18 protein-coding genes are annotated in these 23,420 nt (G+C 60.4%); 8 read left to right on the forward strand and 10 right to left on the reverse strand.

Annotation, left to right across the window (positions count from 1 at the left end):
- Window positions 1-325: 325 nt before the first annotated feature.
- The 3 genes from gyrB to dnaA form a co-directional block, all read right to left on the reverse strand.
- A complete protein-coding gene (gene gyrB / locus AC2I9W_RS12740) occupies window positions 326-2,896 on the reverse strand; it encodes a DNA topoisomerase (ATP-hydrolyzing) subunit B (RefSeq protein WP_486410321.1) in 2,571 nt (856 codons plus the stop codon).
- Between the two features lie 146 nt (window positions 2,897-3,042).
- Window positions 3,043-4,164, reverse strand: a complete 1,122-nt coding sequence (gene dnaN / locus AC2I9W_RS12745; RefSeq protein ID WP_486410322.1) for a DNA polymerase III subunit beta — start codon at window positions 4,162-4,164, stop codon at window positions 3,043-3,045.
- 131 nt (window positions 4,165-4,295) lie between these two features.
- Window positions 4,296-5,702, reverse strand: a complete 1,407-nt coding sequence (dnaA, locus tag AC2I9W_RS12750) for a chromosomal replication initiator protein DnaA (protein WP_486410323.1) — start codon at window positions 5,700-5,702, stop codon at window positions 4,296-4,298.
- A 494-nt stretch (window positions 5,703-6,196) separates the two neighbouring features.
- Between dnaA and rpmH the strand changes: the two genes are divergently transcribed.
- The 4 genes from rpmH (at window position 6,197) to yidC (ending at window position 8,952) form a co-directional block, all read left to right on the forward strand.
- On the forward strand, window positions 6,197-6,331 hold the full coding sequence (gene rpmH, locus AC2I9W_RS12755; protein ID WP_003060014.1) for a 50S ribosomal protein L34: 135 nt from the start codon (window positions 6,197-6,199) through the stop codon (window positions 6,329-6,331).
- A 64-nt stretch (window positions 6,332-6,395) separates the two neighbouring features.
- A complete protein-coding gene (locus tag AC2I9W_RS12760) occupies window positions 6,396-6,953 on the forward strand; it encodes a ribonuclease P protein component (RefSeq protein WP_486410324.1) in 558 nt (185 codons plus the stop codon).
- Window positions 6,950-7,249 (forward strand): membrane protein insertion efficiency factor YidD, encoded by a 300-nt coding sequence (yidD, locus tag AC2I9W_RS12765; protein ID WP_486410325.1) that lies wholly within the window; start codon window positions 6,950-6,952, stop codon window positions 7,247-7,249. The genes AC2I9W_RS12760 and yidD overlap by 4 nt, the downstream gene beginning before the upstream one ends.
- Window positions 7,246-8,952: a membrane protein insertase YidC gene (gene yidC / locus AC2I9W_RS12770; protein ID WP_486410326.1), complete on the forward strand. Its 1,707-nt coding sequence runs from the start codon at window positions 7,246-7,248 to the stop codon at window positions 8,950-8,952. Before yidD ends, yidC begins: the two co-directional genes overlap by 4 nt.
- Before the next feature lie 77 nt (window positions 8,953-9,029).
- Here yidC and mnmE read toward each other — a convergent pair whose 3' ends face one another.
- Window positions 9,030-10,439, reverse strand: coding sequence for a tRNA uridine-5-carboxymethylaminomethyl(34) synthesis GTPase MnmE (gene mnmE, locus AC2I9W_RS12775; RefSeq protein WP_486410327.1), 1,410 nt, complete (start codon window positions 10,437-10,439; stop codon window positions 9,030-9,032).
- Window positions 10,440-10,709: 270 nt separating this feature from the next.
- On the opposite strand from mnmE, the gene AC2I9W_RS12780 reads away from it, so the two are divergent.
- A complete protein-coding gene (locus AC2I9W_RS12780; RefSeq protein ID WP_486410328.1) occupies window positions 10,710-13,019 on the forward strand; it encodes an NADP-dependent malic enzyme in 2,310 nt (769 codons plus the stop codon).
- Window positions 13,020-13,094: 75 nt separating this feature from the next.
- Here the strand turns inward: AC2I9W_RS12780 and AC2I9W_RS12785 are convergent, their stop codons facing one another.
- The 3 genes from AC2I9W_RS12785 to AC2I9W_RS12795 form a co-directional block, all read right to left on the reverse strand.
- Complete coding sequence (locus AC2I9W_RS12785) at window positions 13,095-13,244, reverse strand: hypothetical protein (protein WP_486410329.1); 150 nt, start codon at window positions 13,242-13,244, stop codon at window positions 13,095-13,097.
- A gap of 139 nt (window positions 13,245-13,383) precedes the next feature.
- Complete coding sequence (locus AC2I9W_RS12790) at window positions 13,384-14,178, reverse strand: tyrosine-protein phosphatase (protein ID WP_486410330.1); 795 nt, start codon at window positions 14,176-14,178, stop codon at window positions 13,384-13,386.
- A 145-nt stretch (window positions 14,179-14,323) separates the two neighbouring features.
- Entirely contained in the window at window positions 14,324-17,239 is a 2,916-nt protein-coding gene (locus tag AC2I9W_RS12795; protein ID WP_486410331.1) for a DNA topoisomerase III, read from the reverse strand.
- 117 nt (window positions 17,240-17,356) lie between these two features.
- On the opposite strand from AC2I9W_RS12795, the gene AC2I9W_RS12800 reads away from it, so the two are divergent.
- The 3 genes from AC2I9W_RS12800 (at window position 17,357) to AC2I9W_RS12810 (ending at window position 19,786) form a co-directional block, all read left to right on the forward strand.
- Complete coding sequence (locus AC2I9W_RS12800) at window positions 17,357-17,863, forward strand: SET domain-containing protein (protein WP_486410332.1); 507 nt, start codon at window positions 17,357-17,359, stop codon at window positions 17,861-17,863.
- Between the two features lie 134 nt (window positions 17,864-17,997).
- A complete protein-coding gene (locus tag AC2I9W_RS12805) occupies window positions 17,998-18,837 on the forward strand; it encodes a biotin--[acetyl-CoA-carboxylase] ligase (RefSeq protein ID WP_486410333.1) in 840 nt (279 codons plus the stop codon).
- A 148-nt stretch (window positions 18,838-18,985) separates the two neighbouring features.
- Entirely contained in the window at window positions 18,986-19,786 is an 801-nt protein-coding gene (locus tag AC2I9W_RS12810) for an SPOR domain-containing protein (RefSeq protein WP_486410334.1), read from the forward strand.
- An 89-nt stretch (window positions 19,787-19,875) separates the two neighbouring features.
- On the opposite strand, the gene AC2I9W_RS12815 is transcribed toward AC2I9W_RS12810, so the two are convergent.
- From AC2I9W_RS12815 to AC2I9W_RS12825, 3 genes are all read right to left on the reverse strand, one after another.
- On the reverse strand, window positions 19,876-20,853 hold the full coding sequence (locus AC2I9W_RS12815; RefSeq protein ID WP_486410335.1) for a tripartite tricarboxylate transporter substrate binding protein BugE: 978 nt from the start codon (window positions 20,851-20,853) through the stop codon (window positions 19,876-19,878).
- Window positions 20,854-21,065: 212 nt separating this feature from the next.
- Window positions 21,066-22,517 (reverse strand): sensor histidine kinase N-terminal domain-containing protein, encoded by a 1,452-nt coding sequence (locus AC2I9W_RS12820; RefSeq protein ID WP_486410336.1) that lies wholly within the window; start codon window positions 22,515-22,517, stop codon window positions 21,066-21,068.
- A 98-nt stretch (window positions 22,518-22,615) separates the two neighbouring features.
- Complete coding sequence (locus AC2I9W_RS12825; RefSeq protein WP_003064757.1) at window positions 22,616-23,293, reverse strand: response regulator; 678 nt, start codon at window positions 23,291-23,293, stop codon at window positions 22,616-22,618.
- Between the last annotated feature and the right edge of the window lie 127 nt (window positions 23,294-23,420).

The following is a 23,420-nucleotide window of genomic DNA, read 5'->3' on the forward strand; positions in this document are numbered from 1 at the left end:
AGCGGCTTGCCATGGCCGCATAGCTCTACTTCTCAGAGCCATGGTTTAAGGGGGGGATTACCCATCTCAAGGTTGTGAGTTTGGAGCAACGTTCGCAGTTGCTTTTGCTCGGGTGCTCTATGCCTATGAACGAAAACAACTGAAAGTTCGAGTTGATTTCCCCTTAGACAATAAATGTGAGTAGCAATAAAAAAAGCCGCATGAAGCGGCTTTTTTTATTTTTCACTAGACAGTTAGGTGTCGTGGGAGATTGTCGGAATTCCATCTTATGAAATCTCACTTTTTACTTACCAAAATCCCACTTATTGCATCCACCTACAACAAATCACACGTCGATATTGCCAGCGCGCAGGGCGTTGTCTTCAATGAAGTTGCGGCGTGGTTCCACTTCGTCACCCATCAGCATGGTGAACACGCGGTCGGCTTCGATGGCGTCACCAATCTTGACTTGCAGCAGGCTGCGGACGTTGGGGTCCATGGTGGTTTCCCACAGCTGCTCAGGGTTCATCTCACCCAGACCCTTATAGCGCTGGCGGCCCGTGGTGCGCTCGGCTTCGCTGATCAGCCATTGCATGGCCTGGCGGAAGTCGCTGACCTTTTCGGTCTTGGCTTTTTCGCCTTCGCCACGGGTGACCTTGGCGCCTTCGCTGAGCAGGCCGACGAAGTTTTGTGCTTCTTCGGATAGTGCGGCGTAGTCATGGCTGCGCACAAACTCCTGCGTGAGGATGGAGCTCTTGATATTGCCGTGGTGGTGGCGGCTGATGCGCAGCACGGGCTTTTCGCTGTGCGGATCGATCTCGGCGGCCACATCGGCGGGTACGCCGGTGGTGGTCAGCTCACGCAGCTTGGCTTCAAGAATGGGGGCGCAGGCCTGGGCTTCTTCGATGGTGTCGAGCTTGATCTGCACGCCGTCGGCAATGGCGCGCAGAGCCTCGGCATCCATGAAGTTGGACAGGCGCTCGATCACCATTTCAGCGGCCAAGTGCATGTCTGCCAGCTTGGACAGCTCTTCGCCTTCCACCAGGCGAGGATTGGCACCGCCGGTGCTGACGCTGGCGTGGTTCAGCGCGATCTTGAGCAGGTATTTGTTGAGGGCCGGGCCGTCCTTGAGGTACAGCTCTTCCTTGCCGTTCTTGACCTTGTACAGCGGCGGCTGGGCGATGTAGATGTGGCCGCGCTCGACCAGGTCGGGCATCTGGCGGTAGAAGAAGGTCAGCAGCAGGGTACGGATGTGGGCGCCGTCAACGTCGGCGTCGGTCATGATGATGATGCGGTGGTAGCGCAGCTTGTCGGGGTTGTAGTCGTCGCTGCTGCTCTTGCCCGAATCTTCGCTGACCTTGCCGATGCCGGTGCCCAGAGCCGTGATCAGAGTGATGATTTCCTGGCTGGACAGCAGCTTTTCGTAGCGGGCTTTTTCCACGTTCAGGATCTTGCCGCGCAGGGGCAGGATGGCCTGGAACTTGCGGTCGCGGCCCTGCTTGGCGGAGCCACCGGCGGAGTCACCCTCGACAATGTAGATTTCGCACAGGGCCGGGTCTTTTTCCTGGCAGTCCGCCAGCTTGCCGGGCAGGCCCATGCCGTCCAGCACACCCTTGCGGCGTGTCATTTCACGGGCCTTGCGGGCCGCTTCACGGGCGCGGGCCGCTTCGATGATCTTGCCGCACAGAATCTTGGCGTCATTGGGGTTCTCTTCGAGGAAGTCATTCAGGCTCTTGGCCACGATGTCTTCCACGGGCGCACGCACTTCGGAGCTGACCAGCTTGTCCTTGGTCTGGCTGGAGAACTTGGGCTCGGGCACCTTCACGGAGAGGACGGCGCACAGGCCTTCGCGCATGTCGTCGCCCGAGACTTCGACCTTGGCCTTCTTGGCCAGTTCGTTGTCGGCAATGTACTTGCCGATGACGCGGGTCATGGCCGCGCGCAGGCCGGTCAGGTGGGTGCCGCCGTCACGCTGGGGGATGTTGTTGGTGAAACAGAGGACTTGCTCGGCATAGCTGTCGTTCCACAGCATGGAGACTTCCACACCGATCTCGGTGCCGGGAATGCCGCCATAGGTCTCGGCAGGGCGCGAGCCGGTGGCGTTGAAGGTGGTGGGGTGCAACACCTTTTTGCTGCCGTTGATGAACTGCACAAAGCCCTTGACGCCGCCGGCGCCGGAGAAGTCGTCTTCCTTGCCGTCGCGCTCGTCCTTCAAGCGGATGCGCACGCCGTTGTTCAGGAAGGAGAGTTCACGCAGGCGCTTGGCCAGGATCTCGTAGCGGAACTCGAAGTTTTCCTTGAAGATTTCCTGGTCGGGCAAGAAGTGCACCTTGGTGCCTTGCTTGTCGCTGGGGCCGAGCACGCGCATGGGCGAGACTTCAAAGCCGTCCACGACCTCGATCAGGCGGTTTTGCACATGGCCGCGCGAGAAGTCGATTTCGTAGCGCTGGCCTTCGCGGCTGACGGTGAGCTTGAGCCAGATGGACAGCGCGTTCACGCAGGACACGCCCACGCCGTGCAGACCGCCCGAGACCTTGTAGCTGTTCTGGTTGAACTTGCCGCCGGCGTGCAGCTCGGTCAGTGCGATTTCAGCGGCCGAGCGCTTGGGCTCGTGCTTGTCGTCCATCTTCACGCGCGTGGGAATGCCACGGCCGTTGTCGATCACGGACAGCGAGCCGTCGGCGTGGATGGTGACCAAAATATCGTCGCAGTGGCCGGCCAGGGCTTCGTCGATGGAGTTGTCCACGACCTCGAAGACCAGGTGGTGCAGGCCGGTGCCGTCGGAGGTGTCGCCGATGTACATGCCGGGGCGCTTGCGCACGGCTTCCAGGCCTTCCAGGATCTGGATTGCGCCTTCGCCATAGCCGCCTGCATCTGCTGCTGCGGTTTGCGTGTCTGGCTTGTTGTCTTCGGTCATGAAATTACCTTGCTGCTACAAAGTCAGAAGCTGTTAGCGCCTGACTGGCATAACTTTCAAATGAATACTTGCCTGAAATCATTGATGCTTCAGCGGAAGCTGCTCCTGCTTTCAGGCAATGGAAGGGCTGGTGTCTTTCGGTCGGCTTAGATGCGCATGGGCATCACGACGTACTTGAAGCTCTCGTTCTCAGGAATGGTGATCAGCGCGGAGCTGTTGCCGTCCTGCAGATCGATCTTGACCATGTCCTGGCTCATATTGGTGAGCACGTCGATCAGATAGGTCACGTTGAAGCCGATCTCGATGCTGTCGCCACCATAGTCGATATCGAGCTCGTCCATGGCTTCTTCCTGCTCGGCGTTGTTGGACGCGACGCGCAGAGTTCCTGGCTCAACCGACAGGCGCACACCCTTGAACTTGTCGCTGGTCATGATGGCCGTGCGCTGCAGCGATGCCAGCAGGGGTGCGCGGCCCAGGGTGACGCTGTTGGTGTGGTTCTTGGGAATCACACGGTTGTAGTCCGGGAACTTGCCCTCGACTAATTTTGTGACGAACTCCATGCCGCCAAAAGTGAACTTGGCCTGGTTGTTGGCGAACTGCATCTCGATGACCGGCTGGTTCTCGCCGCTGGCGTCGCTCAGCAGGCGCTGCAGCTCCAGCACGGTCTTGCGCGGCAGAATCACTTCCTGCTTGGTAGGCACTTCCACATCCAGCGTGGCGCTGGCCCAGGCCAGACGGTGACCGTCGGTAGCAACCAGGCTCAGGGTGTTGCCCTCGGCCACGAACAGAATGCCGTTCAGGTAATAACGGATGTCCTGCACCGCCATGGCAAAGGAGACCTGGCCCAGCAAATCCTTGAGCACCTTTTGCGGCACGCTGAACGCGGGGCCGAAAGCGGCCGATTCCTGCACTAGCGGGAAGTCTTCGGCAGGCAGGGTCTGCAGCGTAAAGCGGCTCTTGCCGCCCTTCAGGATCATCTTGGTCTGCTGCGTCTCCAGGCTCACGGTCTGATCGCCTGGCATGGTCTTGAGGATATCGATCAGCTTGCGGGCACCGATGGTGGTGGTGAAGTCACCGGCATCGCCGCCCAGCTCGGCGGTGGTTCGAATCTGGATTTCCAGATCGCTGGTGGTCAGCTGCAGCGCATTGCCGGTCTTCTTGATCAGCACATTGGCCAGGATGGGCAGCGTGTGGCGGCGCTCGACAATGCCGGCCACCTGTTGCAGAACCGCTAGAACTTTGTCTTGTGTGGCTTTCAGGACGATCATGTCAACCTCAGTGATTTAAGTGCGCATTTGTTTGATAGCGGCGGCGTCCGCAGGGTAGGGCGGTCGCTCCCTCATGCCGCGTAAGCCCCCCATTTTGCCGTTTGACAGTGACATTCATGGGGGCGTTTTCATCAACCCTTGAGCGTTTGCTCCAGCACATGCAGTTGCTGGTTCAGCTCTGTATTGGTCTGACGCTCGCCCGAGATCTTGCGAACAGCGTGCAGCACCGTGGTGTGGTCGCGACCGCCGAACAGCTCGCCGATCTCGGGCAGGCTTTTTTGCGTCAGCTCCTTGGCCAGGTACATGGCAATCTGGCGCGGGCGGGCAATGCTGGCCGGACGCTTCTTGCTGTACATGTCGGCAACCTTGATCTTGTAGTAGTCCGCCACCGTCTTCTGGATGTTTTCCACAGAAATCTGGCGGTTCTGGATACTGAGCAGATCGCGCAGCGCCTCGCGGGCCAGCTGGATCGAAACTTCCTTCTGGTTGAAGCGCGAGTAAGCCAGAATCTTGCGCAGCGCGCCTTCGAGCTCACGCACGTTGGAGCGCACGTTCTTGGCCACGAAGAAGGCAACTTCTTCGGGCATGTCGGCGTTCTCGGCCTTGGCCTTGTTGATCAGAATCGCCACGCGCATTTCCAGCTCAGGCGGCTCAATCGCCACCGTCAGGCCGGAGTCGAAACGCGAAACCAGACGCTCGTGAATATTGGCCAGACCCTTGGGGTAGGTGTCGGACGTCATCACGATGTGGCTCTTCTTGGCCAGCAGGGCTTCAAAGGCGTTGAAGAACTCTTCCTGCGTACGGTCTTTGTTGGCAAAGAACTGCACGTCGTCGATCAGCAGCAGATCGAGCGAGTGATAGCGTTCCTTAAACTCGTCAAAGGTACGGCGCTGGTAGGCCTTGACCACATCGGAGACGAATTGCTCGGCGTGGATGTAGAGAATCTTGGCGTCCGGCTTGTCCTGCAGCAGCTGGTTACCCACAGCGTGCACCAGGTGGGTCTTACCCAGGCCGACACCGCCGTAGATGAACAGCGGGTTGTAGAGGTGACCGGGCGAGCCTGCCACGTGCATGGCGGCAGAGCGCGCCATGCGGTTGGCCGTACCTTCGACCAGTGTCTCGAAGGTGAGCGCCGGGTTCAGGCGGGTGCGGAATACCGGAGGGCTGGCCTCTTCGTTGGTAACCGTGGGCACAGCCACATTGAGCGTCTGCGGTGCGGACTGCTGTGTGGCTGATGGTGGGCGCACATAAGTACGCACAACGCTTTCGCGCTGAGCGAGTGCTAACTCTAGAGTGACGGGCTGGCCATAAAGCGACTCCAGCATGGCCGAGATACGGCCTGCATACTGGGCGCGAATCCAGTCTAGCTTGAAGCGGTTGGCCACATAGACGGTGACCTTGGAAAAGTCTTCTGCAACGAGTGCCGTCAGCGGCTTGATCCAGGTGTTGAATTGCTGCTCGGGCAGCTCCTGACCCAGTTGCTCAACGCAGACCTGCCACAGGGCCTGGCCTGCATCATTGGTTGGTTCCTCTGTCATTGTCAAAAGTCTAATTGTGGATAGGAGGAACAGTTGCGGGGTTGGTATTGTAGCTTTTGCGGAAGTTATCCACAAACTATCAGAAGGCTGTCCCCGGCTCCAGTGCGTAATAGGCTGCACATACTAATAGATTGGGAGGCAACGGTTTGTAAAGAATCTCTGGAGCAGGTCAGTGGCCAATCCTGATCCCTTGCTAGTCCATAGCAAATTCAAGGGTCATTGCATCAAAGTCCCAACGCTGTGATAATCCCCGGTTTCCCTGAATGTGTTCAGGGTGATATGAGCCGGGCGCCTTTAATTTGTGCGCGCGCGCCGAGGCGCTAGGCGCTGCGGCGTGTGTTCTGTTCCGTTTGTTGTCTTTGGATCCGATGGCATGCATGGCATGTGAAAAATATCGGCTCTGGCGGTGACAGTGTGCGGCGCAAAACCGGAATGGTCGGGCGCAAACAGGGCGCTCTGCTGACGCAAATACTGAACCTTCTCAAGGAACCAACATGAAACGTACTTACCAACCTTCCAAGATTCGCCGCGCCCGTACCCACGGTTTCCTGGTTCGCATGAAGACCAAGGGTGGCCGTGCCGTGATCAACGCACGCCGCGCCAAGGGCCGCAAGCGTCTGGCCGTCTAAGGCCAGCGTTGGCTAGCGGTCTGCTCCTTCGCTGTGCTGAAGGCCTCTGATTGGAGGCTGTCTTATGCAAAGGCTGAAAACGCGTCCGCAATTCCAAGCCACTATGTCTGCGGGCACGATTGCTCGCACACCACACTTTGCCCTGCACCGTATGGAGCTGGTGGCAGAGGTGGCTGATATGGCGGCCAACCCCAAGACAGGGCCCGGATCAAATGATCCGCAGGCCCTGTTTGGCATTGGTTCGGTTCGAACTCAGGCCTGGCTGGGTGCCATGGTGCCCAAGCGTTGGGCACGCCGCTCGGTGACACGCCACACCATCAAGCGCCAGATTTATGCGGTTTCCACGGATTACGAGGACGCTTTGCGCTGCGCTTCCTATGTGGTGCGTCTGCGCTCTGGGTTTGATCGCAAGCAGTTTGTCAGCGCGACCTCGGATCAGCTCAAGGAAGCGGTCCGCAAGGAGTTGCAGCAGCTTTTTGCCACGGCTGAGCGCCGCTTGTTGCAGCTTGGCAAGGCCGCCGAAGGGAAGGCGGATTTGAAAGAAAAATCGCCTCAAACCCTTACTGGTAAAGCGCAAGATGCTTCTGATTCGATAGTGAATCAGGTGGAGAGCCCGTTGTGATGCAGCGGCTGCTTATGGCCTTGGTGCGTGGCTACAGATTGCTGCTCAGCCCCTGGCTGGGCTCGGCTTGCCGGTTTGAGCCGACCTGCTCGGCCTATTCCCTTCAGGCGCTGGAGCAACACGGCGCTGCGGTAGGCTCCTATCTGACGGTGTGCCGATTGGCACGTTGTCATCCCTGGTGTGACGGAGGGCATGATCCCGTGCCACAGCAAAAGCCCAGGCTGTTTTCCTTTCTGGAGCGCAGTCAGGACTCTTCCGCGACCACCCAACCTTCCTCACCTAAGAAGTCTTCATGAACGATATTCGCCGCACCATACTGTGGGTGATATTTGGCTTTTCCATGGTTTTGCTCTGGGATAAGTGGCAAATCCATAACGGCAAACAGCCCACCTTCTTCCCCACGCCTCAGACGGCCTCTGCACCCGCCGCAGCGGATGCCAAGCCGGCTGATGCCAGCGTGCCTCAAGCGGTCGCGCAGGCCAATGCCGGTGATGTGCCCGGCGCGGCCGCTGCCGGCCAGCCTGCTGCTGCCATTCCTCGTCAGAACGTGACGGTGGGCAGCGATGTGATGCGCCTGACCTTCGACAGCGAAGGTGCAACGCTCAAGCATTCCGAGCTGATCAAGTACACCGACACGGTCGATGAGAAAAAGCGCATGCAGGTGTTTGAAGAAAACGCCAAGCGTGTGTATCTGGGTCAGACAGGCCTGATTGGTGGCAACTTCCCCACGCACAAGACACCTATGACGGTGGTGCCAGGCGAGCGCGAGCTCAAGGACGGCCAGGACAGCGTGCAAGTGCGCTTTGAGTCCGCCGATATGGGCGGCGTGAAGCTGGTCAAGACTTTCACGCTCAAGCGCGGCTCCTACGCCATTGATGTGCAGCACGATGTGGTCAACACAGGCACTACTGCCGTGAACCCTCAGCTGTACATGCAGCTGGTGCGCGACGGCAACAAGCCTGAGCATGAGTCCACCTTCTACTCCACCTTCACAGGCCCGGCTCTCTATACCGAAGCCAAGAAGTATCACAAGGTCGAGTTCAAGGACATCGAGAACAACAAGGCTGAAATCGACAAGTCCGCCACCAATGGCTATGTGGCCATGGTGCAGCACTACTTCGCCAGCGCATGGTTGCTGGCTGACGGTATCCAGCGCGACAACTTCGTGCGCAAGGTGGGTGACAACCTCTACGCCGTCGGCATGATCACGCCCGTGGGTACCGTGGAGCCGGGTCAGACCAAGAGCGTGAATGCGCGCCTGTTCTCCGGCCCTCAGGTTGAACCCATGCTGGAGTCGCTGTCTCCGGGTCTGGAGCTGGTCAAGGACTACGGCTGGCTGACCATTCTGGCCAAGCCGCTGTACTGGCTGCTGTCCGAGCTGCACAAGTTCATCGGCAACTGGGGCTGGTCCATCGTGGCACTGGTGGTGCTGCTGAAGATCGCTTTCTACTGGCTGAACGCCAAGGCTTACTCCTCGATGGCCAAGATGAAGGCTATCAACCCTCGCATCATGGAAATGCGCGAGCGTCTGAAGGACAAACCTCAGCAGATGCAGCAGGAGATGATGCGCATCTACCGAGAGGAAAAGGTCAACCCTATGGGCGGCTGCTTCCCCATCCTGATTCAGATCCCTGTCTTCATGGCTTTGTACTGGGTGCTGCAGTCCAGCGTGGAAATTCGCAATGCGCCCTGGATTGGCTGGATTCATGACCTGTCGGTGCCGGATCCCTTCTTCATCCTGCCCCTGCTGATGACTCTGTCTTCGCTGCTACAGACGGCTCTGAACCCCGCTCCTCCTGACCCCATGCAGGCCAAGATGATGTGGATCATGCCGCTGATGTTCAGCGTGATGTTCTTCTTCTTCCCATCGGGTCTGGTGCTTTACTGGCTGACGAATAACATTCTGTCGATCGCTCAGCAGTGGATCATTAACAAGCGCATGGGCGTGCCGCCTCAGTTCAACTTGCCCAAGTTTGGCAAGGCTGCTGCAGGCAAGTAAGCGAGACGCTCACAGTAACGAAAACGCCACCTGAAAAGGTGGCGTTTTTTTATGCCTGCAAGAAAAATGTGTAGCGCTTACTTGCCGATGCAGAAGCTGGAGAAGATCACGCCCAGCAGGTCGTCTGAGCTGAATTCGCCAGTGATGGAGTTCAGCGAAACCTGGGCCAGGCGCAGCTCTTCGGCCAGCAGGTCCAGATGGGAGACTTGGGCTTGCAGTTGATCGTCGGCCATTTCCAGGTGAGCCTGGACAGCCTGCAAGGCTTCGACGTGGCGGGCACGGGCCAGGTACAGGCCCTCGGGAGCCGACTGCCAGCCAGCGACTTCCAGCAGGCGCTTGCGCAAGGTGTCCAGACCATCGCCGGTACGGGCCGAAAGTGCAATCTGATCTGTGCAGACCTGATGGGCTTGCACTGCCATATCGGTCTTGTTCAGCACATGGATCACAGGCACTTGCGCAGGCAGGCGCTGTTGCAAGGTGGCGGCAATGTCAGCATCGGCAGCTGCGTAGTCGGTCTGCTGCACGCGGGTCAGGTCATGCAGAAACAGAACGGCATCGGCCGCTGCAATCTCGTCCCAGGCACGGGCAATGCCAATGCGCTCCACCTCGTCGTCGCTGTCACGCAGACCTGCGGTATCGATGACATGTAGAGGCACGCCCTCGATCTGGATCGTCTGCTGAACCTTGTCGCGTGTGGTGCCGGCGATGGGCGTGACAATGGCTAACTCGGCCCCGGCCAGTGCGTTGAGTAGCGAGCTTTTGCCGGCATTGGGCTGGCCTGCAATCACCACCTTGATGCCTTCACGCAGCAGCGCGCCTTGGTGAGCCTTGCCTAAAACGGTAGCCACTTGGGCTTGCAGGCGCTGGAGCTGACCAAAGGCATCAGCCTTTTTCAGAAAATCAATTTCCTCCTCGGGGAAGTCCAGTGTGGCTTCGACCAGCATGCGCAAATGCACCAGGGCTTCGCGAAGCACTTGGATTTCCTGGGAGAAAGCGCCCGACAGAGAACGACTGGCGCTGCGTGCAGCAGCCTCGGTGCTGGCGTCGATCAGGTCGGCAATCGCCTCGGCCTGTGCCAGGTCGATCTTGTCGTTAAGAAAGGCTCGTTCAGTAAATTCGCCGGGCTGGGCCAGGCGCAATCCTGCCAGCACGGGCTTGCCGTCGGCATCAGCGGTCTGAGCTGCTTCCAGGCAGCGCGCCAGCAGCAGTTGCAGCACCACAGGGCCGCCGTGAGCTTGAAGCTCAAGAACATCCTCGCCGGTGTAGCTGTTTGGGCCAGGGAAATAGATGGCCAAGCCATGGTCAATGGGTGAGCCCGCTGCATCTCTGAAGGGTAGATAAGTCGCTTCGCGCGGTTTCAGATCCTTGCCGCACAGAGTGCGTACCAGTGCGGCAATGCCTTTGCCGGAGACCCGGACAATGCCCACGGCACCACGCCCCGGAGCGGTGGCAATGGCAGCAATAGGATCGTTGTGGCGGGGAAGCATGGGCAGACTTTCAAAGACAGGGGGAGACGCGAAATCATAGCTTTGCCCTGTATGCAGGGCAGGCATGGGGCCATGATCACCTCTTGATTGATGCTCAACAGTCACAGCAGTTTGACCTGAAGTGCTGTACTGCTACCTCTCTTTTTTTGATAGCGCACGGCCTACAATCCAAAGCCCGATTCCTTTATCTGCAGTGGTAGGAGGGCTGGGCCATGAACCCGGAGAGAGTCGTTACTGCGGATGCCTCAAATTGCGAGCTGGAGACTGTTGATGTCCGACACCAAGCCCATTACCTCGATTGATAAACGCGCTTTGCTGCGCCAGTCTGCTCTGGAGTATCACGAGTTCCCCAAGCCCGGCAAGGTGGCCATCATGGCGACCAAGCCCATGGCCAACCAGCATGATCTGGCTCTGGCGTACTCGCCCGGCGTGGCTGCGCCCTGCGAGGAAATCGTCAAGGACCCCGCTGCGGCCTTCAAGTACACCAGTCGCGGCAATCTGGTGGGCGTGATCTCCAACGGCACGGCCGTGCTGGGTCTGGGCGATATCGGTGCACTGGCTTCCAAGCCTGTGATGGAAGGCAAGGGCGTGCTGTTCAAGAAGTTCGCCGGCGTAGATGTGTTCGACATCGAAATCGACGAAAAGGATCCGCAAAAGCTGGTGGAAGTGATCGCCGCGCTGGAGCCTACCTTTGGCGCCATCAACCTCGAAGACATCAAGGCGCCTGAGTGCTTCTATGTCGAGCGCGAGCTGCGCAAGCGTATGAACATTCCCGTGTTCCACGACGACCAGCACGGCACGGCCATCACCGTGGCGGCGGCCATGGTCAACGCCTTGAAGGTTGCGGGCAAGAAGATTGAAGACATCAAGCTGGTGGCATCGGGCGCCGGTGCTGCGGCCCTGGCCTGCCTGAACCTGTTGCTGGAAGTAGGTCTGAAGCGCGAGAACGTGTTTGTGACCGACATCGCGGGCGTGGTCTACGAAGGCCGCACCGAGCTGATGGATCCGGACAAGGCGCTGTTTGCCCAGAAGACCGAGATGCGAACGCTGGGCGAGGTGATCGAGGGCGCCGATGCCTTCCTGGGCCTGTCTGCCGGCAATGTGCTCAAGCAGGACATGGTCAAGAAGATGGCGGCCAAGCCCATCATCTTCGCGCTGGCCAACCCCAATCCTGAAATCATTCCCGAAGATGTGAAGGCGGTGCGCGACGACGCCATCATCGCCACGGGACGCACGGACTATCCCAACCAGGTCAACAACGTCCTGTGCTTCCCCTACATCTTCCGCGGTGCGCTGGACTGCGGTGCGACCACCATCACCACCTCGATGGAGATCGCTGCCGTCTATGCGATTGCCGAGCTGGCACAGGCCGAGCAGTCCGAAGAAGTCGCGCAAGCCTATGTGGGCGAGGTGCTGAGCTTTGGCCCCGAGTACCTGATTCCCAAGCCTTTTGATCCGCGCCTGATGCTGATCGTGGCGCCCGCCGTGGCCCAGGCTGCTGCAGACGCTGGCGTGGCCAAGCGCCCCATTCAGGACATGGATGCCTACCGCGAACATCTGAAGACTTTTGTCTACGCGTCGGGCACCATGATGAAGCCCATCGTGATGGCCGCCAAGAAGTCCGCGAAGAAGCGCGTGGCCTATGCCGAGGGTGAGGAAGAGCGTGTGCTGCGTGCGGCCCAGATCGTGGTGGACGAGCGCATTGCGCGCCCCACGCTGATCGGACGCCCCGCCATCATTGCCCAGCGCATTGAAAAGTTCGGCCTGCGCCTGGAGCAGGGTCGTGATTACGACGTGGTGAACGTCGAAGACGACCCCCGCTATCGCGACTTCTGGAAGAGCTACCACCGCATGACGGAGCGAAAGGGCATTACCGAGCCCATTGCCAAGATCGAAATGCGCCGCCGCCTGACGCTGATCGGCTCCATGCTGCTGCACAAGGGTGAGGTCGATGGCCTGATCTGCGGCACCTGGCACAACACGCACCTGCACCTGAACTACATTGACCAGGTCATTGGCAAGCGCACGGGGATTGAAACCTATGCCTGCATGAACGGTCTGTTGCTGCCCGAGCGTCAGGTCTTCCTGGTGGACACCCATGTGAACTATGACCCCTCGGCCGAACAGCTGGCAGAGATCACCATCATGGCGGCCGAGGAAATGATGCGCTTTGGCATCAAGCCCAAGGCGGCCTTGCTGAGCCACTCCAACTTTGGCTCCAGCAACCAGCCCAGCGCTGTGAAGATGCGTCAGACTCTGGAGCTGCTGCGCCAGCAGGCGCCTTGGCTGGAAGTCGATGGTGAGATGCACGGCGACGTGGCCATTGACAGCGTTGCCCGTGGCAAGCTCATGCCCAACAGCACCTTGCTGGGCGATGCGAACTTGCTGGTGCTGCCCAATATCGACGCAGCCAACATCAGCTACAACCTGCTCAAGCAGGCGGCCGGTGGCGGTATTGCGATTGGCCCGGTGCTGCTGGGCGCGGCCAAGCCCGTGCATGTGCTGACACCCAGCACCACGGTACGACGTATCGTGAACATGACCGCGTTGACCGTGGCCGACGCCAACGTCAGCCGCTAATCACAGCTTCAAAGAAAAAAGCCCGCCGTGCATCAAGCGCGGTGGGCTTTTTTGAGCCTGCAGTCTGGAAAAGGCTTACCAGGTGCGGCTGATGCCGGTATCCACGGTACCAAAGACTTCCACGCCTGTGGAGCTGTTGGGGCTGGAAGAGCTTGGCATGGTGCCGGAGCAGGCCGTCAGCGCCAGCGTGACGGCTGCTGCGGCCAGAGTGAGCCATTTGCGCATGGGTATTTCCTTGTCCGCATCCATTGCGGGTGATGAGGCCCATGGTAGCGGCCTCCAGATACCCTGCTGTAACTGGCTGTTATCAGTAAAAAACCCTTTTAACCCAATACTGGTATGCGCTCAAAGCTATCAAAGTTGATTAGTTTTCCAGATACAAATCGGCCAGCCGCTCGCGGGCTGTTTCATCCACACCCAGCGCTTCGCTGAGATAGCGATTAACGCTTCCGTACTGCGCTCGCACAAGCTCTACCGAAGCCATCAGGTAGGACGGCTGTACGCGCCAGAGTGCATCCAGCGCATCGGCTGGCATGGTGCCCAGAACGGATGAAGAAGGGCGCGCAAAGTACTGGTTGGTGAGCAGATAGTCCTCCATGATCTGATCCTCATCCACACCCAGCGATGTCAGCAGCAAGGCGGCAGCCCAGCCTGTGCGGTCCTTGCCGGCCGTGCAGTGAAAGACCAGCGGGGCATCGCTGTCCTGCAGCAGGTGAAAGAACTGGGCAAAGCGCTGGCTGTAGTCATTCACAAAGCTGCGGTAGGTTTCATGCATGAACTCTTCGGTGACTTCGGCGGTGAGCTTGAGGCCCTGCTCCATCATGGACTGTGCACGCTGCACCACCGTGGGCTCCACCACCAGCGCATGGCGGTCAAGCTGAGGCCATTGATAGGCGAAATGGGTGCTCTCGTCCACACCGCGAAAGTCGGCGCTGCGGGTGATGCCCAGCGTTTGCAGCTGGGACAGGTCTTGCGGGGTCAGGTGCGCCAGGTGGGCCGAGCGGTAAAGCTTGCGCCACTGCAGGCTGCGTCCGTCGCGGCCCTTGTAGCCGCCGAGATCTCGGAAGTTGGATGCACCCTCCAGTGCAATGGGGCGAGCAGGTTGCAGGGAGGGAAGGCCGGTGGCCGTCATCGTCATCAGGTCATCGTTTGCATTCATATCAATGCTTATAGCGGATAGAGAACATAAAGGCATGTCGTGGGTGTACCTACGCGTTGCCGACGATGTGGGGCATGAAAAAACGCTGCAAGGTTTCCCGTGCAGCGTTTACGTTGAGCGTCTTGCAGACCGCTTCTGAGCGTGTTTAGCTCACATGCTTGCCCACGATGCCAGCCAGCTCGAACATATTGACCTGGTCCTTGCCGAAAACGGGCTTGAGCTTGGCATCGGCGTTGATCACGCGCTTGTCCTTGGCATCCTGCAGACCGTTGGCCTTGATGTAGTCCCACAGCTTCTTGATGACCTCGGGGCGCGAGGTCTGAGCATCACCGATCACTGCTGCCAGATCGGCGCTGGGTGACAGCGTGGCATTGACGGTGCGCGGCTTTTTGACAGCAGCAGCCTTGGTGGTTTTTGTGGCGGCTTTTTTGGCAGCAGCCGTTGTCTTCTTTGCAGCGGCTGTGGTCTTGGTCGCTGCGCCAGCAGTTTTGCGTGCCGGGTACTTGCCCTCGCGCTGCTCGAACTCGAAGTTCACCTTGCCTGCTGCACCATCCCAGGCCAGGAAGGCCTTGAAGTTGCGGCGTGTGCGGTTGGAGACGAACTTCTCCAGCAGATCAGTCTTGCCGGTCTGCAGCAGCTTGGTCATCTGCTCGCGCTCGATGGGCTGCTGCAGGATGATCTGGCCGCTCTTGAAGTCGCAGCTGGGCGTGGTCTGCGCCAGCGTGGGAACGGCCTTGGAGCAGACATAGTTGGCACCATGCTCGAAGACGGGCGAGCCGCACTTGGGGCAGGGGCCCAGAGGCTGCTGGCTGGCAAAGTCCACGATCTCGCCGGTGTCCTCGGAATCCTTGTCGTCGCCGAAGTCGAATTCCAGCTTGTAGTTCTTGGCTTCTTCGTCATGCACGATGGCCACTTCGGCCACAAAAGGCCAGCCCGCCTTGGAGCGGAAACCTTCCAGCGGGCCAATGCGGCGGTCGCGCAGCAATTGCTCGGCTTCGGACGTCTCAAAGGTGCGGCCTGCGGGTGACTTGGTGAACGAGAAGCCGCAGCCTGCGCTGTGGCCGTCTGCGCCCGTACAGGCGTAGCGGCGGTAGTTTTCCTTGACCACGCCGCCGCAGTTGGGGCAGGGCGTGGCCAGCGTGGCGTAGTCGCCGGGGATGGTGTCGCGGTCGTATTCCTTGGCCTTTTTGACCAGCTTCTCGGTCATGGCCTGAATCTGCTGCATAAAGGCTTCGCGCGAGAGCTGGCCCTTTTCCATCTGCGACAGCTTGTACTCCCACTCGCCGGTCAGGTCGGCGCGCGAGAGCTCTTCCACACCCAGTCCACGCAGCAGTGTCATCAGCTGGAAGGCCTTGGCCGTGGGGATCAGCTCGCGGCCTTCGCGCAGCATGTACTTTTCAGTAATCAAGCCTTCGATGATGGCCGCGCGCGTGGCTGGCGTGCCCAGGCCCTTTTCCTGCATGGCGCTGCGCAGCTCTTCGTCGTCAATCTGCTTGCCGGCGCTTTCCATGGCGCCCAGCAGCGTGGCTTCGCTGTAGCGTGCAGGCGGCTTGGTTTTCAGGCCCTTGACATCGGCATGGTCGGTGCGTGGCTGCTCGCCAGGCTGCACGGCCACCAGGGGCTGACCCTTGTCGCCTTCCTTGGCGTCTTCCACTTCGTTGGCAGCTTCCTTGCCGTAGATGGCCAGCCAGCCCGGCTTGACCAGCACCTTGCCCTCGGTCTTGAAGCTGTGCTGCTCCACCTTGCTGATGCGGGTGGTCACCTGGTATTCGGCGCTGGGGAAGAACACTGCCATAAAGCGGCGCACGACTAGGTCGTAGAGCTTCTGCTCAGCCTCGCTCAGGCCTGTGGGGGCCTGTGTGGTGGGGATGATGGCAAAGTGATCCGAGATCTTGCTGTTGTCGAAGATGCGCTTGGTCGGGCGGATGTAGTTGTCATTGATCGCCTGCTGCGCAAACGGTGCCAGATGGCGCATGCCGCTGGTGGCCAGCATGTCGAAAGTCTGGCGTGCCACGGGCAGATAGTCCTCGGGCAGGGCACGCGCGTCGGTACGTGGGTAGGTCAGGGCCTTGTGGCGCTCGTACAGGCTTTGCGCCAGCGCGAGAGTCGTCTTGGCCGAGAAGCCGTACTTGCCGTTGGCTTCGCGCTGCAGGCTGGTCAGGTCGAACAGCAGGGGCGAGGCCTGCGTGGTGGGCTTGCTCTCTTCGGTAACGGTGGCAGGCTTGCCGCGCACAGCGGCGGCAATGGCATCGGCCTCGGCCTTGTTCCACAGGCGGTCGGCCTTGGCTTCGGCATCGTCGGACTTCTTCCACTGCGGGTTGAACCACTTGCCCAGGTACTGGCCAGCTTGCGCGTCGAACGTGCCATGCACTTCCCAGTAATCGCGGCTGACGAACTTGCGGATTTTTTCTTCGCGCTCCACTACCAGCGACAGCGTAGGCGTCTGCACGCGGCCCACGGTGGTGAGGAAGAAGCCGCCGTCGCGCGAGTTGAAGGCCGTCATGGCACGCGTGCCGTTGATGCCCACCAGCCAGTCGGCTTCGGAGCGGCTGCGCGCGGCGCTGGCCAGGCCCTGCATCTGGGCATCGCTGCGCAGATTGTTGAAGCCGTCACGGATCGCTTGCGGCGTCATGGACTGCAGCCACAGGCGCTTGACGGGCTTGCCCAGTCCGCCCTTGGCGCCGCCTGCGTATTGCTCGATCAGGCGGAAGATCAGCTCACCTTCGCGTCCCGCGTCACAGGCGTTGATGAGTTCGGTCACATCCTTGCGCTTGGCCTGTTTGACCACAGCGTTCAGACGCGTCTTGGTCTTGTCCACGGGCTTGAGGTCAAAGCGCGGGGGGATGACTGGCAGATTGGCAAAGCTCCACTTGCCGCGCTTGACGTCGAATTCCTCGGGCGCCTGAATCTCCACCAGGTGGCCGACCGCACTGGTCACCACATAGCTGTCGGATTCGAAATAGTCATCGTGTTTTTCGAACTTGCCTGCCACCGGGGTCAGTGCACGGACGATGTCCTGTGCGACAGAAGGCTTCTCTGCAATCACCAGGGTTTTAGTCATTGTGTGTTCTCGTCGTCATTAACCACCCGAGCCACTCATAGTGCTCAGGCTCATACAATCCGCTTCTCACGCGCGCGCATGCGCACATGTGTGCATATTCAAAGTATCAGAGAAAACATGCCCCGCACATCCCTGGCCTCATCAAAAGGCCGTCGCATCCAGACTCGGCGCTCCGGCGTGCATGGCAAAGGCGTTTTCGCCGCGCAGGATATTGCGGAAGGCGAAACCATTATTGAGTATGTGGGTGAAGTGATTGACTGGCAGCAAGCTCAGGATCGCCATCCACACGACCCCAGCCAGCCCAATCACACCTTCTACTTCCAGGTCGATGACGAGCGTGTGATCGATGCCACGCACAAGGGCAACTCTGCGCGCTGGATCAATCACAGCTGCGATCCCAACTGCTACACCGACGAGGTCGATGGCCGCATCTACATCATTGCGCTGCGCAATATTGCAGCCGGTGAAGAGCTGAACTACGACTACGGCCTGATGGTGGAAGAGCGCTACACCAAGAAGCTCAAGGCCGAATACGCTTGCTACTGCGGTGCGGCGAACTGCCGGGGGACGATGCTGGCGCCGAAAAGGGGCTGGAAACCGCCGATGCCTGCAAGCAACCCCTGAGGCGCTGCGCGCCTTCCCCTTCTCTCTACGCGCTTCGCGCTATGGGAGGGGGACGATGCCTTCGCCGCGAGGCGGCTCTTGCTCGGCATCCCTGATTTGAGAGATGCGCCAGTTTTAGATTTGGATAAAGAGAAATGACCCAGCCGATTCACTGGAATGCCGAAGCCTTGTGGGAAGCCATTGCACCGCAGCTGCCGGGCTTTACGGTTGAGGTGCTGCCCAGCATCGACTCCAGCAACACCGAGCTCATGCGTCGTGCGCGTGAGGGGTTGACGGAGCCGGTGCTGCTGATTGCAGAGCAGCAGACGCAAGGGCGTGGCCGGCTGGGCCGCAACTGGGTTAGTGGTGTCGGTGATTCGCTGATGTTCTCGCTGGGCTTGCCGCTGGCACCCAAGGATTGGTCGGGGCTATCGCTGGCCGTGGGCGTGAGCGTGGCCGAGAGCCTGCAGCCTCGTCTGCCTGTTGCAAGTGCTCTGGGTGCAGCGCCCAAGATCGGCATCAAATGGCCCAATGATCTGTGGCTGGAGGGCGACCGCAAGCTGGCCGGTATTCTGATCGAGACCGCCAGCTTTGTGGGCACGCACCAGCATGACTTCAGCGCACCGCGCTATGTGGTGATCGGCATTGGCATCAATGTGCGGCCGCGCCCCGGTGACGGCATGCGCACGGCTCCGGCCTGCCTCCAGGAGCTCGATGCTGCGCTGGACGCCCCCACGGCTCTGGCCTGCATATTGCCCAATCTGGTGGCCGAGGTGCAGAGCTTTGCCCAGCATGGTTTTGCCCCGCTGATGCAGCGCTTTGCCCAGCGTGACCTGCTGGCGGGCCGCGAGGTGAACCTGAGCGATGGCACGACAGGCATGGCCGAGGGTGTGGCTGCGGATGGCGGCTTTCTGGTGCGCACGGCGGCCGGTGTGCAGGCAGTGACCAGTTCGGAAATCAGCGTGCGCCCGGCCAGCACTCCAATACAGAATTGAATGGGCCACCTCCTGAGCCGCTTCGCGTCTTCCTCCTCTCTCTACGCGCTTTGCGCTATGGGAGGGAACGCCGCCGTTGCGGCGGGGCGCCGATTTCACAAGCTATGCAGAGGCTGTAACCTAACGCAAACCTTGATATGAGAACGCCATGCTGAGAATCGTCTTTGTGCTGCTGCTCCTCGCTAATGCGGGCTATTACATGTGGAGCCACGGCTATCTGGCCAGCATGGGGCTGGCGCCCGAGGTGCAATCCGAGCCGCAGCGCCTGCAAGAGCAGATCAGGCCCGATGCGCTGGAGTTCTTGCCGCAGCCGGTACAGCCGGTGCAGCAGTCCAGCAGCACGGAGCCCGAGCCCTTAGCGCCGCAGGTTGAGGACAGTGCGCCTGTGCCTCAGGAAGTGCAGCCGCAGGAAGAAGCCAAGCCGGAAGCGGCCAAAGCCCAGGAGCCCAAGGAAGATAAAGCGCCCAAGGAGCCTGTGAAGGAAGCCAAGAAGGAGGCTGAGGCCTGCTATCAGGCCAGCGGCATTGATGAGGCGCAGGCCGACAGCATTCGCCGTGCGCTGGCAGGCAAGCCCAAGAGCGACTGGGAGCTGGTGCCCAGCCACCAGAACGGGCGCTGGATGGTTTACATGGGCAAGTTCCCCGACGCCGAGTTTCTGGATCGCAAGCGCGGTGAGCTGCGCCTGATGAATATCGACTTTGACCGTGCCGGCGGCAGTTTTGAGCCGGGCTTGTCGCTGGGACGTTTTTCGACGGAAGAGGCCGCGCAGCGACAGCTGGCGATCTACGCACGTCAGGGCGTTCGTTCGGCCCGCGTGGTGCAAGAGCGTCCCGATGTGACCACGTATGCCCTGCGTCTGCCCAAGGCCACGCCGACCTTCCGCAGCGAGGTGGTTGCGTTGGCGGGCAAGAACCTGATGCCCAAGGCTTTGCAGACCTGCAGAAAGTAATTTAATAGCTGCTAGCGCACAAAAGGCCTGCATTTGCAGGCCTTTTGTATTGGAAACCCAATTGCGACAAGCGCAATCAGCTCCTGTTTTTAATCCAGATGAATATTGGCGGCAGCGGCCACCTTCTTCATCTTGGCCACTTCGCTGGAGATCTGCTTGGTGAAGTCAGCGCTGGTGGTGCCAGAGGGGTACAGGCCCTGAGCGGCCATGCGCTTTTGCACGGCAGGATCCTGGAGAGCCGCAACAATGGCTTTTTGCACGCGCTCCACTTGCGCGGCAGGCGTGTTCTTGGGGGCGACCAGGCCGAACCAGGAAGGATCGTTCAGGTCGGGGTGACCGGCCTGGGCATAGGTCTGCACATCGGGCAGCACATCCAGGCGCTCGTGCCAGGACACGGCCAGCGCACGCACCTTGCCGGCCTTGATGTGGGGCAGCGAAGACGCCACCTGGTCGAAGTACACCGGCACCTGGCCGCCCAGCACATCGTTGATGGCCGGGCCCGCACCGCGGTAGGGGATGTGGTGCATGTCCGTGCCCGTGCTCTTGAGGAACTGGGCGCCCCACATGTGGCCGATGGTGCCGTTGCCGGGTGTGGCATAAGAGATCTTGCCGGGGTTGGCCTTGAGGTAGTCCACAAATTCGGCAAAGGTCTTCACAGGGATCAGCTTGGGGTTGATCACCAGCACGCCGGGGGCCTTGACGACCTCGGTCACGCCCACGAAATCATTGGTGGCGTTGTAGGGCAGCTTCTTGAACACGGCAGGGTTCACGCCGTGGGTGGACAGGGTGGCGATACCAAAGGTCACGCCGTCGGTGGCGCGGGCCACTTCGGCCATGCCGATGGAGCCGCCAGCGCCGGCCTTGTTTTCAATCACGACAGCCTGGCCGCCCAGCAGCTTGGGCAGCACGTCCTGCATATTGCGGGGCACCATGTCGGTAGAGCCGCCAGCGGGGAAGGGCACGACGATGCGCAGCGGGCGTGATGTCTCCTGTGCCGCAGCCAGGCCGGGCAAGGAAGAAGCGACTGCAGCAGCAGCGGCGGTGTAGATAAAGTGACGACGTTGCATCAAATAGCTCCCAGAATCCAGTAGGTCCGATTGATTGCATCTGTAGAGCGCAAGTGCTGACTCTCGGTGCAACCTATAGTGGAAATCATTCTAGGGTAAGCATTGATTTGCAAAATACGCAGTTTCCGCTATTTGGCGGGCACCAAAATGGGCGCAAAGCCATAGCTGGCGCGGCTTTGGCTCTTCGATGGGGCACCAATTTGGTGCAGATTTCAGCGGTCTGAAGACGGAGCCGGCAGGGCTTTGAAGCGTACGGTGAACCGGGCTCCAGGGGGCGTCTGACCGGCAGCGGCATCCTGCAGCAGCACCTGTGCACCATGCTGGCGCGCGATTTCCATGACGATGGGCAGACCCAGGCCCGAGCCATCGGCTTCATTGCCCAGCGCACGATAAAAAGGCTGAAAGATCAGCTCGCGCTCGGCCTGGGGGACGCCGGGGCCGCTGTCCTCCACTTGCAGCAACAGCGTTTGGCCAAAGGGGTCGGCTTGCACGCGCACGGTGATCATGCCGGGCTGCTCGTTGGTCGATGGCGTGTAGTTGATGGCGTTGTCCACCAGGTTGCGCACCAGCTCCGCCAGCAGCGTGGCATTGCCATTGAGCCAGACGCCCGGCGTGCTGGCGCTGGCACCCTCGTAGCCCAGGTCGATGTGCTTGTCCATGGCGCGCGGCAGGCAGTCCTGGAACACATCGGTGACGATGCGCACCAGATTGCAGCCCTGCATGGCGGGTACGGCGCTTTCGGCCCGAGCCAGTGCCAGCAGCTGGTTGACGGTGTGCGTGGCGCGCATGGAGGAGCGCCCAATCTGCGCCAGAGAACGCTTGAGCTCCTCGGTGTTCGAGCCCTCGCGCTGGGCCAGATCGGCCTGCATGCGCAGCCCGGCCAGCGGGGTCTTGAGCTGGTGAGCGGCATCGGCCAGAAAGCGCTTTTGTGTGGCGATGGAGTCGTCCAGCCGCTGCAGCAGATCGTTGACCGAATCGACCAGAGGCACGACCTCCAGGGGCACATCCCGGTGGTGTATGGGAGAGAGGTCTTCGGGCTTGCGCGCGCGAATGCGCTCTTCCAGCCGGTGCAGCGGCTTGATGCCGCGTGCCAGCGCCAGCCACACCAGCAAGGCTGCCAGCGGCAGGATGACGAACTGGGGCAGCATCACGCCCTTGATGATTTCGGTAGCCAGCACGCTGCGCTTTTCGCGGGTTTCGGCCACTTGTACCAGTGCATTGGGCTCGCCCGGCAGCGGCATGCGCACCCAGATGTAGGCCACGCGCAGGTCAATCCCCTTGTACTCTTCGTCGCGCAGCAGCACGGTACCTGTGGGTGGCGCTTCATCACTGGCCGGCGGGCGCGGCAGGTCGCGCTCACCCGCCAGGTATTCGCCCTTGGTGCCGCTGACCTGGAAGAACACCGTGTCCGACTCATCGGCACGCAGAATTTCGCTGGCCGACTGCGGCAGATTGAACTGCACCTTGCCCCGTTGCACGATGACCAGCTGCGCCAGCGCCTGTGCGTTGTACTCCAGCGCACGGTCAAACGGCTTGTTGGCCAGGCCCTGGGCCACCAGCCAGGTCAGCGCCAGACTGACGGGCCACAGCAGCAGCAGGGGCGTGAGCATCCAGTCAAGGATCTCGCCAAAGAGGGACCGCTGCTCACGCTGAAAAATTTTCATGCTTGTAAAACTGGCGTGTTCCAACTCAGGGATGGCCAGCAAGGGCCGCCCACCAGCAGCAAAGGCCATCGTCCCCTCGGGGGAAGCGGCGCAGCCGCTCAGGGGGGGGCTATCTTTTCCAGGCAGTAACCAAGACCGCGCACGGTGGCGATGCGAATCGGCCCTTTCTCGATCTTCTTGCGCAGGCGGTGGATATAGACCTCAATGGCGTTGTTGCTGACCTCTTCGCCCCATTCACACAGCCGCTCTACCAGCTGGTCCTTGCTGACCAGACGGCCCGCGCGCTGCAGCAGCACCTCCAGCAGGCCCAGCTCGCGCGCCGACAGCTCGACCATCTTGCCGTCGATGGTGGCCACGCGCCCGGTCTGGTCGTAGACCAGCGGGCCATGCTTGATGGTGGAACTGGCGCCGCCCATGCCGCGCCGGGTCAGAGCACGCACGCGTGCTTCCAGCTCGGACAGCGCAAAGGGCTTAGCCATGTAATCGTCGGCGCCGTAGTCCAGGCCTTGCACCCGTTCTTCGATGGAATCGGCCGCCGTGAGAATCAGCACCGGCAGCGCATCGCCACGCCCGCGCAGGCGCTTGAGTACTTCCAGGCCATGGACCTTGGGCAGGCCCAGGTCAAGAATCAGCAAATCGAATTCGCTGCTGGTCAGCAAGGCGGTATCGGCTTCGCTGCCGTTGGCCACGTGGCTGACCACGGCACCCGAGCTGCGCAGCGTGCGCAGCAATCCATCCGCCAGCACCTGGTCGTCTTCGGCAATCAGTATGCGCATGAGTGTCTCCTGCTTGTTATGTGTGCTTGAGTGCACTTTTGCTGCCATTGTAGGGATGGCCCAGCACGGTTCGGCGCAATTCTTGATGGCAGATGGCTGGCGTCAACAAGTCGTCAATACAGGGTGA

The sequence above is a fragment of the Comamonas sp. FUJ_7 genome (assembly GCF_057369555.1).